Consider the following 15,693-nt stretch of genomic DNA (forward strand, 5'->3'; position numbering starts at 1 on the left):
CGCGCTCATCCCGGCTGCCCGTCCACTCGCGGTTGGGTCAGTATCGGCAGGTATAGAACAACGAAGCAGCCGTACCCCACCGACCAGAGCGCCGCTGTAGCGATGATCTGGTGGGCGTAGTTATCAATCCAAACGGCGCCAAAAACCCGCATCAGAAAAGCGCCGAATAAAAATGCAAATGCTCCGGCCATGACTTTGCCCACTCTGATGGCGCGTCCTGTGTGTCCCAGGGAAACCCGTGAGATCATGGCCAGAATCATCATGCCCATCGCGCCAACCGTGAGAGTGTGAATAGCCTGCGAGCGCGTTACGGTGCTGCTGATGTCACTCAGACCATATAGCAGTAAGCCCAGAGGAATACACCAGTAGCTCAGATGGAGCGACCAAACCAGAGGTGTTCGGAATGTAACCCAGATGCGCCAGCGAAAGGCGCGCACACTGTGGATAAAAGCTGCCAGAATAAAGCACAGCGATGTCGCAATGGCAGGGATGCCTGGAAATTGAAAGCTGGTAATCACGGCAAGCAGCAGGGTTGCTAATGCCATTTTTTCCAGCCAGCCGACGGCCGTTACTTTTTCCGTTCCTGTGCCGTTGGCAGTAAACATAGGCAGCACGCGGCCCGCCATAACGGTCATCAACAGCGTCACGAACATCACCATGGCGTTGCTGGCCTGGGTTTGTAACGCCATATTTCCCGTATGGGCAGACCAGTGCATGACGCCATTGGATGCAGTCATTGCAAGTAGAAGTGGGACGAAAATAATGTTGCGCCACTGCTTGACGCGAACGACAGGCCGCGCAAGGACCAGGGCTGCCATCGGAAGAAAAGCAAGATCTGTCAGGGCCGTAAGCCAGGCGGGCAGGGCCGAGGGAAAGAAAAGAACCAGGCGTCCCGATAGCCAAAGGATGACCAGGCAGGCAAGCCACGTACCCTGAATACCCGGTTGCCCCGTCCAGGTGCGAACGGCAGTGAGCAAGAAGCCCACGATGATGGCGCTCACGAATCCGAACAACATCTCATGGGCGTGCCACCATAGGGGCCCGCCGTACACGGTCAGGTCCAGGCTACCTGTAAATACACCGGCCCACAGCGCCAGATTAATGATGCTAAACAAGGCGCCGAGCAGAAAGAAGGGCCTGAAGGCCAACCGAAATAGCGCAGGTGGCTCTTCTCTTCGGCGCCGTTCAACGATCTCACCCGTGGTCAACAGTCTGCTCATTTCTTATCTTCCCAGTGGCAACAGCCATGCTTAAAGGATAAGAGGTATTATAGATGCATCTTTAAAAGATGCAAACAAAACGCATGTTATGACGGGCTGGCAGACCCCAATAGGAGCGGAGGCCGCATGCGCCTGCCGGCTTTCACAGATTACGCTAATCGCGGATTCATCTTTGGCTCTAGCGAATTACCAGTGAACCGGCATCCATCCGTACCCGGTTGATAATGCCCTCCCACCGCCAGCACGGTTACTCTCTGGTAAAGCCCTTGTAACCGTCGGCAATGGCGGCCTCACACAGCTCCGAGAAGCGAGGGAAACCGCCAACGTAGATCATCATTCCTCCCTTCTTGCCTTCGATGTTTTTAGCGTTGTACCAGGAGTCAGCAAGCTTATGCAGGGTCTGTTCTGAAACCATGTTTACCTCCTGCGCCCAACTCTGTTCAGCTTCCTCGGTGACATCGATGCGTGATAAACCTTCTTGCTCCATGTTGTCGATAATGTCGGCGGTCCAGTTCACCTGCCATTCACCGGAAGTGATCATTTGCGCCTGCGCTGCGGGAGTGGAAGGGCCGTGTATCATAAATAGATTGGGAAAGCCGGACACCATCGCGCCAAGGTAGGTGGTGGGACCGTCGGCCCACTTCTCGACCAGCTTGCGGTTGTTGCAGCCCTCGATATCTATCCGCTCCATGGCGCCGGTAACTGCGTCAAAACCGGTGGCCGTAATGATAATGTCCAGGTCGTACTGGGCGGCCTCCGTGCGCAACCCTGTTTCGGTAAATTCGATGATTGGCGCTTTTTTTACATCAACTAAAGTGACATTCCCGCGGTTATACATTTCGAAGTAACCGTTTCCTATGCACAGTCGCTTGCCGCCTATGGGGTAGCTCGTTGGGCACAGTAACTCTGCGACCTCTGGGTCTTTTACTATTGAGCGGATTTTGTTGCGCGCGAACTCGCAGACCATTTCGTTGACTTCGGGGTCGGTCATTACATCGCTAAATGCCAGAATCAGCTGAAACGCGCTTTGCGATTTCCAGGCCTGCTCCAGAATGTCTTCACGCTGTTCGGCGGTGCACTCGTGCGCAGAAAATTCCGGCTGCTTGATGAGCGACGCACCATAGGTGTCCAGCATCTGCCTGCGGCGTTCCTGATAGTTGTCTTTCCAGTCTCGTTCATACTCCTCATCGAGAGGTCTGTTACCCGAGGGCATGCAGAAGGCAGGGGTGCGCTGAAATACGTACAGTTCCTCTGCCTGTTCCGCAATGATTGGCATAGCCTGAATGCCGGTGGAGCCCGTGCCGATGAAACCGACCCGCTTCCCTGAAAAATCCACACCCTCAGCTGGCCACCTGGCAGTATGGTATATGTCGCCCTTGAACGCTTCCCGGCCCGGCCAGGGCGGCATGTTTGGTGCTGTGAGACTGCCAGTTGCTGCAATCACGTAGCGGCATACCAGATGATTACCTTGTGCCGTGTAGACGTGCCACAGATTCTCATCCTGGTTGAAACGCATGCTTTTTACGGGATTTGAAAAGCGGATGCGCTCGCGCAGATTGAAGCGATCAGCCACGTGGTTGGCGTAGCGCTCAAGGTCCGGCTGGGCGGAGAAGTACTCTGGCCAGCTCCATTCCTGCTGCAGCTCCTCGTCGAAGCTATACGAATACTCGACGCTCTCTATATCCACTCGTGCGCCAGGGTAGCGGTTCCAGTACCAGGTGCCACCAACGCCTTCACCGGCTTCCAGGCAAACGACGTTGTGGTTGCGTAGACGGTGCAGGGCATACATTCCTGAGAAACCGGCACCAATAATAACGATATCAACGTTCTCGACATTTTCACTGCTCATGAGAATACCCCGTAGCTGGAAGTGCTTTTTATCTGTTCAAAGAACAGCGACCTGTTGAAATTTTCTGCCCCGTATTCACGAGCATGTCCTGATAGTAACGCTGCCAACTGAGTCACTCCGGGGTCACGTAGATCTGATACTCCGGGTTGGTAGGCTCGATAACGCTGTCTACGCGGGCCTGGTAACTGGCTTTGACGTCATCATGCGCAAATATCCAGAACTGTTCTTTACGAATACCCTCAAAGATCATTCTGGCGCGCTTACGTCCATCGCTATGCCCTTGAGCGTGTTGAGCCACATACATTAGCGCTCCCGCCACGAAATATACATCCTGTATATGTACTATAGGGTACTCCACGCTCCCCGCCTTGAAAGGCAGAAATTCTGCAGCGCGCCGTGAACGAAGATGATATGGAGCGAGTGGCCGAGCGTTTGCCGCCGCCAGGCCGGGCAAAACTACGGCCCATGTTTCTGATTTGATGCTAGTGCATTCGTATGAGGATTCCTGCCTTGGGCCGGACGTATAGTCAATTTGAGTGCTGAATCCTGCCCACGGGAGTTAGCTACCACACGCTTTCTCATATATTGCCCAAAGGACGCTAAATACAGGAGTGACCCGGTCATATATCGATAAGGCATCAGCAAGTCACAGCGGATGATCCAGCTCCATGGACCGTGACGCTAAACAGTCTAACAATAATTGAAATCTGAAGACCCCCTTACAGAGGTTCATATGCAAATATTGAAATACCGAGGGTACCCCGTATCCGTTCTTTCTCTGGCCGTGGCGGCAGCAATTGGCTCCTCACCCGTGTTTTCGCAAGTAACTGGCCTCGAGGAGGTCGTGGTAACTGCGCAGAAGCGCGAGGAATCACTTCAGGAAACCCCTATCTCCATCACGGCACTGGGCGAGAGCGCTATTGAAAATCGAGGTGTCGCTAACACTGAAGATCTAATGGGACAAATACCGGGGCTTTCGGGGTTCAGCTCTCCGGGGTCGCGCTCCGCTGTCGCACTGAACATGCGTGGAATTATAGGTGGCTCGCCAGCCAACCTGTCGATCGACCCAGCCATCGCGCTCTATATGAACGGTGTCTACATTGGTAAGCAGGTAGGTTCTGCGATGGATGTCGCTGAAATCGAACGTATCGAAGTGCTTCGCGGCCCGCAGGGTACCCTCTATGGCCGTAATTCGACCGGTGGCGCGGTCAATGTGATTACCAGGAAGCCAACGGGTGAGTTTGGCTTGCGCGCCACTGCTAGTATTGGCAATTACGATTCTCGTCAATTCAAGGTCAACCTCGATACGCCAGCGATCGGACAGGTCGGTGAAGGGCTCGGTGAGTTGGCTTTGAATTTCGGTTATCAGACGCGCTTACAAGATGCGTTGTATGACAACGACAGCCCAGGTGGGGACGATTTCGATGATATCGATCGCCAGGCCTGGCAAATCGCCGCGCGCTGGACTTTTAGCGATTCATTTCATGTGGATTACTCCTATGATGAAAGCGAGCTCGATGAAGCTCTGCCGCTGCAGCAAACCGTGGGTTTTACCAAGGTCGATGCCGCCGGAACGATTGGCCGCATAGATGCAATGCAGGGACTGGTGGCGGCGGCACAGAATTGGGCAACGATACCGGGGTCCGATCCGCGTCTCACCGAGCGCTGGATTCCCTCTTTGCAGGAAACGATTTCTGCCTACCAGAAAGCCGAAGCCCAGGGGCAGGGTCGCGCGAGTTCAGGGAGGGCGGATTTCTCACCGAGCACCTACAATGAAGTGAGCGGACATTCACTTACGCTTGAGTGGGACGCTGGTAACCTTGGCGCGCTGGGTGACGTATCTTTTCGATCTATCAGTGCACGGCGTGAACTGGAAACTTTTGTAACGGGTGACCTGGAGGACATCGATTCGCGGATCGACGAAGACGGTATTGGCGCCTATTCTGACCTCGTCCACCTGACGTTGGGCCAGTTCTACGCCGGTTCTTCAGGGTTCGCTTTCCCGCTGCTGGACGGGCTCTGGAGCGCTATCGACAGCGGAGGCGCGTTTCACACGCTGCAGAACACGCTCACGAATTACGATCAATGGTCTCAAGAGCTACAAATGGTTGGCTCGACCGATCGACTTAACTATGTGCTTGGCGTGTACTACTTTGAGGATGAGGGGGAGTACCGACGTAACGCCACCTTTGCAGCTCCACTTAATGGTATTGGTGCGGACCAGTACTATGATAACGCTACCGATGCGTTGGCTTTTTTTGCGCAAGCCACATGGACGCCAGGCTGGTTGGATGAGCGATTGTCACTTACAGGTGGTCTGCGCTACACCGAAGAAGAAAAGTCTATTGATTACAACTATGGCGAAGTGGTAACTCCGTTCGGTGTAACGCCTGCAATGTCTGTCAGTCGCGAAGAAGAGTTCGACAATATCAGCGGCAATTTCACGGTTTCGTATCAGGCAAGTGACGATATCAACACGTATTTGACCTACTCAACCGGCTATCGCAGTGGTGGATTCAATGGGGAGATCTTTGATAATTCCTATGATGAAGAGACCATTGAGCAATATGAAATTGGTCTTAAAAGTGATTGGTGGGATAATCGTCTTCGCGTCAACGCGTCGCTGTATAGCTACACTTACGACGATCTTCAGGTCACGCAGTCAAAGGTTGTGAACGGTGCTGCGACAACGCAAATTGCCAATGCCGGTGCGGCAGAACGCTGGGGTGGGGAGATTGAGGTAACGGCGGCTCCTGTTGAGGACCTGATCGTCAGCTTTTCCTATGCCTATATACACGGTGACTTCGAAGAATATGGACAGATTTGCGGTACCAACGTACCGATTACGTGTCTGGACACTACCGACGATGCTAGACGCCAGTCGCCTGATACACAGGTAAACCTGGCGCTTGATTACATCTTTGGCCGCACAGGGTTTGGTGATATTCGTGGCTATGTTCAGGTGAACTACCAGAGCGAATCGGTAGAAAATGCCCTGTGGTCTGGTGTCGTCGGTGGTGATCCAGTTATCTATGACCAGATTGGTATGGATGCTCGCACACTCGTAGATGCGCGTTTGAGTTTGGAGAATATTCGCTTTGGGGATAGCACTTTGCGCGTCACCCTATGGGGCAAGAATTTGCTCGACGATGATTATCCCACTTACTCGATCAACTTCGGTGGCTTGGGCCTGGTAACTGAGCAGTACGGTCCGCCTCGAACCTATGGCCTGGAGTTTAGCTACGAATACTGAAACGAAGCTGCAGCATACAGCGCAGATTCCCATAGCTGAAAGTAGCTGTGCGGTATCATAAACACTGTGGTAACAGGGGTTCTAGCGCAATGAAACTGACGTACTCCACAGTAAATCGCCTGCTGGCAGGGGCAGCTCTGGCTGTGGCCGTGGGTGGCTGTGAAAAAGGGGTCGATCCGTCTATTGCGCTGGCCAATGCAGGATCGCCTGCGGCGACCACCTGGATGCACTTTGGCGGTGATGCGGGCGGGAGCCGGTTTACAGCGTTGGAGACCATCACCCCCGGGAACGTCAAGCAGCTGCGCAAGGCCTGGGAATACCACACCGGCGACCTCGATCCAGCAAGTTTTGATGCCTTCAGCACCCGGGGCTTTCAGGCTACCCCGATATTGGCGCAGGATACGCTCTATTTCTGTTCTCCGCTCAATCAAGTGATAGCACTGGATCCGGCGACCGGGGAAGAAAAATGGGCCTTTGCTGCCAAACCTGATCTGGAAGGAGTATTCAGTATCAAATGCCGGGGCGTCAGTTATCACGCGGACACGGCAGCAAAACCCGGTGATAGCTGCCCAACCCGAATTCTTGCCGGTACCGTAGATGGTAGGTTGCTCGCGTTGGACGCGAGGACTGGCCTACCCTGCCCAGAGTTCGGTGATGATGGAGAAGTCGATCTAACCGCCGATTTCGAAAACGTTGATGGGGGTGATTATATTGTCACCTCGCCACCTCAGGTGATTGGCAACAAAGTTATTACCGGGGCGTTAGTCACTGACCTGCAGCACGACGAGGTTCCCAGCGGTGTGGTACGCGCCTACGATGCGCGATCCGGTGAACTGATCTGGGCCTGGGATCCGCTGCAGGAGAACCTGCGCATGCCTGTGGGATTCAGGCCCGGATCGCCCAACGCCTGGGCACCATTTTCCGCGGACCCAGAGCGTAAACTGGTGTTTGTCCCCACTGGAAACCCGGCCGGGGATTACTACGGAGGAGGGCGCAAGGGTTCGGACTACTATGGTAGCTCTGTGATCGCGTTGCACACCGACACCGGTGAGTTGGCATGGCGCTTCCAGACGGTGCACAACGACATTTGGGATTATGATGTACCCGCACAACCTTTGCTGTTTGATTTTCCCGGCGACGATGGCCCGGTGCCCGCCCTTGTTCAGGCCAACAAAACCGGGTTTCTTTTTGTACTCAATCGGGAAACTGGCGAGCCAATATTGCCCGTAGAGGAGCGTCCTGTTCCGGGCGGTGGTCCAGCGCCAGAAGCGCTTTCGCCTACTCAGCCGTTCCCCATACTGCCCCAACCATTACATCCGCTGGGTCTTTCGGAAGAGGATATGTTCGGCTTTGTGTGGTTCGATAAACAAGCCTGTAAGCGGAAGCTCCGAGAGCTAAACAACGAGGGGCTATTTACCCCGATCAGCACGCAGCCTACATTGGTGTATCCGGGCTATATGGGCGGAAGTAATTGGGGCGGAGTGAGCTGGGACCCGCAGCGTAATCTCCTTATCGCGAATACATCCCGACTGCCAACGATCGTTACATTAATACCGCGTGAGTCACTGGACGAGGAGGCCCGCAGAAAGCTGGTTGAGCCGCAACTGGGTACCCCCTTCGCGGTGGAACGCAGCCCAATGCTGTCGCCGCTGGGTGCGCCTTGCAATCGCCCGCCCTGGGGGGTGCTCACCGCAATTGAGTTTCCCTCGGGGAAGAAGCGCTGGGAGGTGCCTTTGGGTAACCTGCGGGATCTGGCGCCGTTCCCGCTGTGGATGAACCTGGGCGTGCCCAACAGTGGTGGTTCCCTGGTTACCGCGAGTGGGTTAACGTTCATCGCTGCGACGACAGACTCATATATTCGCGCCTTTGAAACGGCAACGGGCCTGGAGCTTTGGCGAGACCGCTTGCCAGCCGGCGGGCACGCCACGCCAATGACTTATGAACTGGAAAATGGCAGTCAGTATGTGGTGATCGCGGCGGGTGGCAACAATTATATGGGCTCCAGAGAGGGAGACTCGTTGGTCGCATACTCACTGTCCCCTGCCCGAGCCCGCGCAGGTCAAACTTCCAGAGGTGGAGGCTAGCCTGCCTGCTAATATCAATACTATGAGTGCCTCTGAAAGAGCGTTACCAACAGCACCACGCCGCAGGAGGGTTATTCAGTGCTCCGGCGTCTGAACCTGAGTAAAGTCCGCTAGCAGGAATATTGGAGGAATATTGGTATGGATCTGAGATTGCAAGGCAAAACCGCATTGATCACCGGCGGTAGCGGTGGCATAGGCCGAGGCCTGGTGCTGGAGTTCGCTCGAGAGGGCGTTAATGTGGTCAGCGCTTCACGCGATAAGGCGACAGGCGATGCGCTGGCAATGGAAGCGGTAGAGCAGGGACTGGCCGGGCGTATCGTGGCGGTGTCTACCGATGTAACAGACCGGGCCAGCGTCGATGCGGCGGTGGCTGTGGCCCACTCCGAGTTTGGCCCGATTGATGTCCTGGTGAACAACGCCGGGGGCGTCGCCCATCCATCGGCTTTTGAGGAACTTGATGAGGAAGCGCGACGCTGGGAAATTGCATTGAATGTGGACGGGGTGGTGAACTGTTGCCAGGCAGTGGCAGAAGACATGTTGTCGCGCAAGTCCGGCAGTGTGATCAATATTTCCTCTAATTCATCGCTGCTCGGCGAAGCCGCGGCCGATATTGTTCACTATGGTGGTGTGAAAGGCTTCGTGAACAGCTTCAGTAAAGGTCTTGCATGGGAGTGGGCTCGTAAGGGCGTACGGGTGAACAACATCTGTCCCGGGTGGATCGTGCCCCGCAATGCAGATGAAGTCGGTAGCGGGAGTTTCTGGAACCGCTTCGGATTCGACACCATGGGTAAGCCCCAGGACATGGAACAGGCCCTTGAAGATGGTACTTTGTACAATATGAGCGGCTTACCGATTCCGCGTCTCGGGCGCCCGGAGGATATCGCCTGGCTGACGCTGTTCCTCGCTTCTGATCTTTCGGGATATGTGACGGGCCAGCTGATTTCCGTTAGCGGCGGCGCTTACATGCCTTAATGAGAGTAACTGTATTATGAGTAAATGGACTCCGCCAGAACGCCCCGAGTGGGTTCGTCAGATTATCGACGAGGGCCGTCACATGGATATCGAAAGCCTGGTGCCGCTGGAAGCATCGGAGCTTATGGACACCGCCAGGCGTAACACGGGTTTTGACGACTTCGGCAGTGACGAGTGGCGGGAAGGCTTTGACGTCTTTATTAAATCGGTCAATGAAGAGGCCGACCTGCACCTGCTGGGTCGGCTGATGACCCGGTCGGACATTTTGCGCTGGTTGGAAGCTCGCTTAGGTATTGAGGCTGCGTATGCGCAGCATCCCGAAATAGAAGATGAAATTATTGACAGTCCGGTCGTCGTGACCGGATTGCCACGTTCGGGCACGTCTATTCTATTCGAGTTACTGGCGCAGGATGACCAGTTTGGTTCCCCGCGAAACTGGGAGATTATGTTTCCCTACCCACCACCGGAAGCGGCGAGTTATGAAACTGACCCGCGCATAGAACGCTGTGAGCATCTGGTAACCCAGTGGAATCGAGTGGCTCCCAGCTACGCCTCGATGCATGAGATGGGCGCTAATATACCCAATGAGTGCATTGTGGCCATGAGTTGCACCTTCCTCAGTGAGAACCTGCCGGGCCAGTATCAGATACCTGGCTACAACGAATGGTACTACCAGCAAGAACTGGATTATGCCTACGCCTACTACAAGCGAATGCTTAAAGTCCTTCAGTGGAAGAACCCGCGGCGACATTGGTTGCTCAAGGCTCCCAGCCACCTGGGCAACCTGCCGGTACTGTTGCGCAATTTTCCCGATGCCCGTGTTGTTATTTCTCACCGGGACCCACTGGTGGCTCAGGCTTCGGTGACCAGTTTACTGGGCACGCTGTATTGGATGCGCAGCAGTCAAGACTTCGACGCCAGTGCCTTCGAGAGTCTCATGACGCCAGAGGCGGGCTCGGCTCGCCTTGATGGCGTTGTAGAACTTCTTGAATCGGGGGAAGTTCCGAAGGATCGTGTAAGCCATGTACTTTACGCACAACTGGTGCAGCAACCACTGGATACTTTACAGCGTCTGTACACTGATATGGGGCTTCCGTTCAGTGACAACTCTCGACAAGCCATGCACAGTTATCTCGCGCAAAAACCCCAGGGGAAATTTGGTAAGCACCTCTATGAAGGAGACGACGAACAGGAGCGTAACCGCAAGCGCGCCCTGTTCCAACGCTATCAGCAGTACTTTGGTGTACCGGATGAAACGTAAGCAAACGGGTTTTAGCCTCTAAAGCTAGTCCGCGCTTGTCCCACCATTGGTGGCAGCAATACGGTGGGCCTGTAAAGGCGTGTATCCCGGTGAAATACGACTATCTCGTTCCGTTCGAGACCATCGATCTGCCCATGACTGAATGGTTTGACCTGGCGCTGGAACGAATTGCGTGGCATAAAACAAGCTGCGTTGCGCCCTGGTAGGGCGCTGCCGCTCGCACCTAATGAGGCATATTTCTTGCTCTCACGGTCAAGCGGTTTTGAGGCGGGCCTGAGTTGGCGCACACTGAAGAACTTTTCAGCAGGTAGTTCCGCATGTGGAGATACATACCAGGTAAGGTCAGCCAGGCTCACGATGAAGGCGTTAAACGGCGGGCATATCACTATGACAGGGGCATGTGACGCACCGGGTGCAGTGTTTCAATCAAAGCGCGGTGAGTTAGTGCGCGCCGAGACGCCTCCGTCAACACGCAGCATTGTGCCGTTGATGTAGGAAGCCTGTTGAGAGACCAGAAAGCAGATTGCGTTGGCGATTTCTTCGGGTTCGCCCAGGCGGCCAGGTACGGTCTGGGCGGCCCAGCCCTCCACACCACCGGGCGATTGGGCTGCCGCTGCGAGCATCGGCGGTGTGGCGATGGGCCCGGGCAGGATGACATTGCAGCGAATGCCGTCGCGCGCGTTCTCCACAGCGACAGTGTGGGTCAGGTTTACAAGGGCTGCCTTGGCTGCCCCGTAGGAGCCCAGTCCCTCTTCGCCACCTAGGGCCGCGCCCGAGGCGATGTTGACGATGGCTCCACGCTGGGGTCCTTCATTCTGGCGCATCGCAGCAATAGCGCTGCGCACACCGTAGAAAGCACCATTTAGTGTGACCTTGAACACAGCGTCCCAATCTTTATCGCTGCAATCCACAAGCGGCCCGAATAATGAGAGCGCGGCGTTGTTGACCCAGATGTGCAGCGCGCCAAAGTTGTCGGTTGCAAGTTTCGTCAACTGGCCGGCAGTATCGGGATCGCCAATATCTGCGCTCAGGATAACCGCTCCATCCGGTGAAGCGAGTGACATTCGTGTCGCTTCGGCGTTTCCTGTGCTGAGGTCGTTTAATACCAGCTTGCAGCCCTCACTGCTGAGCAACTGCGCTGTGGCGCGACCGATGCCGCTGCCCGCGCCGGTGATTACGGCGACCTTGTCCTTCAGATCTTCATACATAGCTTATCTCCAGCTCGATACATTATCAGCGAGTGACCATGGTGATCTTGCCCGGCTTAAAAGACATCATGCATACTCATGAGGTAAGTCTGGAACGACCTTCACAGCCCGTGGATGGCCCGGATGACATGGCTGACCAGGGAAGACTGTTGTGTCACCCCAACTTTGCGGAAACTGGCATACAGGTGGGTTCGGGCGGTGTTTTTGCTCACACCCAGGTCGTTTGCGAAGTTCTCCAGTGTACCCCCGTTGGCCAGGGCGATGACTAACCGGGCCTCTTGGGGAGTAAGCCCGAACGCCTCTATAACCAACTGTGTCTGGTCGATCTGACGCAGCTCCGGGTCACTCAGGTATAAGGCGATGTGGTGAGTATCGTCCAGGCGGTCCTGCAATGGGAGCCGTCGCATGGTGAGGAAGAGTGGCGAACGACCTTCCTCCCTTTTTATTGAGATGACCTGGGGGAGTTTCTGAACACTGTCGCACAGCAGGTCAGCCAAAACCTGTTGCAGATGCTGGTGTTCCTGGCGCCGCATGAGTCGAAGCTTGCCCCCTACGCTGGCGATGCCGCTATTGCTTGTTAGCAACTGGTCGGCAATGCTGTTCAGATATACGATGGACAGGTTGGTATCGAGAATCACAGTGCCCAACGCGAGACTGGAAAAAGCTTGCTCGTAGAGGTCGTGTTTACGCGCGAGACTGCCGCTGGTTTCCAACCAGAGCGCAAGCTCCCTGAACTGGGGCTTGAGCAGCGCGAATATCTCGCGCTCCCGGCTGTCGAAATCCGGCTCTCCGGGGCCGCGTATCAGGCGAAGGAACAGTGCTACTTTACCGCCACGGTGTATGTCGAAACCCATCACCTGTTCCTGGTTGAAAGGCTGCATAAAGGTTTGGTAGTAAGTGGTCTGGTGCAGCTGTTCCCGGGTGACTAGGTCGTCCAGGGCGACGGTCTCACCGTCAGGCAAGTCGACCAGGGGTGCCAGTGCTGAGTATTTATTGGCAAAACTCATCATGTCCTGTGCCGAATAATCCGCTCCTCCTACATAGGCGATACCGGCATCGCCAGGTGTGGGAAGACGCAGCCCGATAACGGTCAGGCACGGCTGGCATAAGTCGCGAAGCTCTGCCAGGAAGTCTTCCCAGGGCTTCTCCTGAAATCTTCCCCGGTATAATGCCGCAACCAGCGATGCATATTGCTCAACAGACAACGGGTGTCGCTGAGAATACGGCGTCGACAAGTTGGCACTGCGCTCCATGTGGTTGGCCTTAATCGGGGTGCGGTCTGGCTGGCAGTCAGCGTTGCGACACCGACAAGTTGGGTCTTTTTGTAGTCGATATGCTAGCACACAATTCCGGATAGCAGTTTGCGGCAAGCAGTGATCGTTGATGGGCAGATCCTGCAAATGGATGAGGTGAGCTGAACGTGATACACGTTATTGTTTTGAAAACCCTGAGGAGCCCAAGTAATGGATAGTGATGTTATCCGCAAGTCGTTCTCGAGGCTGCTAGGCCTGCTGCTGTTCCTCATCGGCGGCTGGCTCACCATCGGTGGGGCCTGGCTCGCGAGCCTGGGTGGCTCACTGTATTACCTGCCCGCGGGTCTCGTTACTCTGTCTGTGGCGCTGCTGGTGTGGAGGAGGCGATTGCTGGCACTGTGGCTGTATCTGGGGCTGGCTTTGGCCACGCTGGCTTGGGCTCTGGCCGAGTCCGGTCTCGACTTCTGGTTGCTATTGCCAAGATTGGGGATGCCGCTGGGGCTGACAATCCTGTTGTTGCTGGTTCTGTGGCCCGGTGGCCGATTTTTACCGGGTGCTGGGCGTTCGCGGGCGCCCTGGGCGGGTCTTGCTGTTGTCGGCGCGTTTGCCGGCGTGATGGCCATTGCCTTTGTCGGTGAGGGCGAATCGCCTGGCTCTCCGGCGCCAACTCGCCCACTCACCCTTGACGCTGTCGCCGACGCCGAAGATGCCACGCAGTGGCGCGCTTATGGCCGTACCAGGGCCGGTACGCGCTATGTGCCAGCCGATCAGATAACCCCGGATAATGTCGACCAGTTGCAGGTTGCCTGGAGTTATCGCACCGGAGACTTGCCGGAAGCTTACCCCGGGGCGCGCAATGCCTACAGTTTCCAGGCCACGCCGCTCAAGGCCGACGATAGCCTTTACCTGTGCTCGCCACGTAATATCGTTATCGCGCTGGACGCAGAAACGGGGCAGGAGCGATGGCGACACGACCCCGGTATCAATACGAGTGGCATCTACATGCTGGCTTGCCGCGGAGTCTCCTACCATGAGCGCGCCAACGCTGAGGCGGCATGCGCCAAACGTATTCTCGTTGCCACATTGGATGCCCGGCTGATTGCACTGGATGCGGCAACGGGTAACCGTTGTCCGGACTTTGGTGAAGGCGGCGAAATCTCCCTGCTGGACGGTCTTGGGGAAGTTAAGCCCGGCTACTATCTGGTGTCTTCACCACCGGCCATCGTCGGTGAGGTGGCGATAGTCGGTGGCTTCGTACTGGACAACATGTCGGTGGATGAGCCGCCGGGAGTGGTTCGGGGCTATGATGTGAGCAGCGGGCGCCAGCTTTGGGCGTGGGATGCCGGACGGCCTGACGCGGCCGGGCCCTGGCAACCGGGAGAGCCCTATACTCGAGGTTCTCCAAACGCCTGGAGCGTGTTTAGCGCCGACGAGGCGCTGGGACTGGTCTACATTCCCACCGGCAACGCCACCCCTGATTACTATGGTGGTCAGCGCACTGCTGCGCAGGACCGCTATTCCAGTTCAGTAGTGGCACTGGAGGCGAGCACCGGATCAGTGCGCTGGTCTTTTCAGACGGTACATCACGACCTCTGGGATTACGATGTGGCCTCCCAGCCGGTACTCATTGATCTGCCCGTTGATGGTGAGTTGGTACCCGCACTGATCCAGCCTACCAAGCACGGCGAGATTTTCCTGCTTGATCGTCGTAGTGGCGAGCCTGTGGCAGCCGTCGAGGAACAGCCTGTGCCTCGCGGCAGTATACCCGGTGAGCGTTACTCTCCAACGCAGCCCGCATCCGTCGGAATGCCCAGTCTTACACCGCCTGAAATGGTCGAGAAGGATATGTGGGGGGCGACGGCACTGGACCAGCTTTGGTGTCGTATCGCGTTTAAACAATTGCGCTATGAAGGCAAGTTTACGCCGCCTGGTTTGGAGCGAACCCTGTCCTGGCCGGGTAACAACGGTGTTATGAACTGGGGAAGCGTGTCCGTAGATGAGTCGCGAAAGCTCATGGCGGTCAGTTCCTCCTATATGCCGCTGCTGGTGAAGTTGCTGCCACGCGACGCAGCACCTCCCGGGGAGCAGATCAGCTTTGATCAGCGCAATGTGCCAATTTCACCGCAAATGGGAACGCCCTATGCGGTCAGCACCGAGCGGCCTTTCTTGTCGCCGTTGGGCGTGCCCTGCAATGCGCCGCCCTGGGGGCGCTTGTCGTTGATCGACCTGAATAGTCGCGAGCTGCTCTGGCAGCGTCCTTTGGGAACCACGCGTGACGTGGCTCCGTTGGGCATTGCCATGCCTGGAGCGTTTACCCAGGGTGGTTCTATTATCACCCGCGGCGGATTGGTGTTTATTGCCGGCGCTCAGGACGACTACCTCAGGGCGTTCGACATCGAAACGGGTGTGGAATTGTGGAAGGGCCGCCTGCCGGCGGGTGGTCAAGCCACGCCGATGAGCTTTGTGTCGGCTGACAACGGCAAGCAGTATGTAGTGATTGCCGCAGGAGGGCATCAGTATATGCAGACCACCATTGGGGATTATGTCATTGCCTTCAGTCTTCCCGACTGAAGGCAGTGGTGCGGCCATCCCG

The 15,693-nt window shown here is 56.0% G+C and carries 10 protein-coding genes; 5 read left to right on the forward strand and 5 right to left on the reverse strand.

Translation table 11 applies throughout. The annotated features are described in order from the left end of the window. Nucleotides 1-5: 5 nt before the first annotated feature. From C0039_RS06055 to C0039_RS20900, 3 genes are all read right to left on the reverse strand, one after another. Nucleotides 6-1,220, reverse strand: a complete 1,215-nt coding sequence (locus C0039_RS06055; RefSeq protein ID WP_101517574.1) for an NnrS family protein — start codon at nt 1,218-1,220, stop codon at nt 6-8. A 247-nt stretch (nt 1,221-1,467) separates the two neighbouring features. Next, nucleotides 1,468-3,069: a flavin-containing monooxygenase gene (locus C0039_RS06060; protein WP_101517575.1), complete on the reverse strand. Its 1,602-nt coding sequence runs from the start codon at nt 3,067-3,069 to the stop codon at nt 1,468-1,470. Nucleotides 3,070-3,181: 112 nt separating this feature from the next. Further along, on the reverse strand, nt 3,182-3,427 hold the full coding sequence (locus C0039_RS20900) for a hypothetical protein (protein ID WP_133125951.1): 246 nt from the start codon (nt 3,425-3,427) through the stop codon (nt 3,182-3,184). Between the two features lie 342 nt (nt 3,428-3,769). On the opposite strand from C0039_RS20900, the gene C0039_RS06065 reads away from it, so the two are divergent. From C0039_RS06065 to C0039_RS06080, 4 genes are all read left to right on the forward strand, one after another. Further along, nucleotides 3,770-6,322 (forward strand): TonB-dependent receptor, encoded by a 2,553-nt coding sequence (locus C0039_RS06065; RefSeq protein ID WP_243391564.1) that lies wholly within the window; start codon nt 3,770-3,772, stop codon nt 6,320-6,322. Between the two features lie 89 nt (nt 6,323-6,411). Then, on the forward strand, nt 6,412-8,406 hold the full coding sequence (locus C0039_RS06070) for a pyrroloquinoline quinone-dependent dehydrogenase (protein ID WP_133125952.1): 1,995 nt from the start codon (nt 6,412-6,414) through the stop codon (nt 8,404-8,406). A gap of 138 nt (nt 8,407-8,544) precedes the next feature. After that, complete coding sequence (locus C0039_RS06075; RefSeq protein ID WP_101517577.1) at nt 8,545-9,378, forward strand: SDR family NAD(P)-dependent oxidoreductase; 834 nt, start codon at nt 8,545-8,547, stop codon at nt 9,376-9,378. 16 nt (nt 9,379-9,394) lie between these two features. Continuing rightward, the gene (locus C0039_RS06080; protein WP_101517578.1) at nt 9,395-10,639 is read left to right on the forward strand and encodes a sulfotransferase family protein; all 1,245 of its coding nucleotides are present in this window, start codon (nt 9,395-9,397) and stop codon (nt 10,637-10,639) included. 422 nt (nt 10,640-11,061) lie between these two features. On the opposite strand, the gene C0039_RS06085 is transcribed toward C0039_RS06080, so the two are convergent. After that, nucleotides 11,062-11,847 (reverse strand): SDR family NAD(P)-dependent oxidoreductase, encoded by a 786-nt coding sequence (locus tag C0039_RS06085; protein WP_101517579.1) that lies wholly within the window; start codon nt 11,845-11,847, stop codon nt 11,062-11,064. A 101-nt stretch (nt 11,848-11,948) separates the two neighbouring features. Next, the gene (locus tag C0039_RS06090) at nt 11,949-13,100 is read right to left on the reverse strand and encodes a helix-turn-helix transcriptional regulator (RefSeq protein ID WP_076001842.1); all 1,152 of its coding nucleotides are present in this window, start codon (nt 13,098-13,100) and stop codon (nt 11,949-11,951) included. 210 nt (nt 13,101-13,310) lie between these two features. On the opposite strand from C0039_RS06090, the gene C0039_RS06095 reads away from it, so the two are divergent. Then, the gene (locus tag C0039_RS06095; protein ID WP_101517581.1) at nt 13,311-15,671 is read left to right on the forward strand and encodes a membrane-bound PQQ-dependent dehydrogenase, glucose/quinate/shikimate family; all 2,361 of its coding nucleotides are present in this window, start codon (nt 13,311-13,313) and stop codon (nt 15,669-15,671) included. The last annotated feature ends 22 nt before the right edge of the window (nt 15,672-15,693 follow it).

This window comes from Pseudohalioglobus lutimaris (assembly GCF_002866825.1).
In the GTDB taxonomy this organism is placed as follows: Bacteria; Pseudomonadota; Gammaproteobacteria; order Pseudomonadales; family Halieaceae; genus Halioglobus; species Halioglobus lutimaris.

Excerpts from the sequence above, each read along its gene's own strand:
- C0039_RS06055 (WP_101517574.1), bottom strand. The coding sequence starts at position 1,220 with ATGAGCAGACTGTTGACCACGGGTGAGATCGTTGAACGGCGCCGAAGA.
- C0039_RS06060 (WP_101517575.1), bottom strand. The coding sequence starts at position 3,069 with ATGAGCAGTGAAAATGTCGAGAACGTTGATATCGTTATTATTGGTGCC.
- C0039_RS06070 (WP_133125952.1), top strand. The coding sequence starts at position 6,412 with ATGAAACTGACGTACTCCACAGTAAATCGCCTGCTGGCAGGGGCAGCT.
- C0039_RS06075 (WP_101517577.1), top strand. The coding sequence starts at position 8,545 with ATGGATCTGAGATTGCAAGGCAAAACCGCATTGATCACCGGCGGTAGC.
- C0039_RS06080 (WP_101517578.1), top strand. The coding sequence starts at position 9,395 with ATGAGTAAATGGACTCCGCCAGAACGCCCCGAGTGGGTTCGTCAGATT.
- C0039_RS06085 (WP_101517579.1), bottom strand. The coding sequence starts at position 11,847 with ATGTATGAAGATCTGAAGGACAAGGTCGCCGTAATCACCGGCGCGGGC.
- C0039_RS06090 (WP_076001842.1), bottom strand. The coding sequence starts at position 13,100 with ATGGAGCGCAGTGCCAACTTGTCGACGCCGTATTCTCAGCGACACCCG.
- C0039_RS06095 (WP_101517581.1), top strand. The coding sequence starts at position 13,311 with ATGGATAGTGATGTTATCCGCAAGTCGTTCTCGAGGCTGCTAGGCCTG.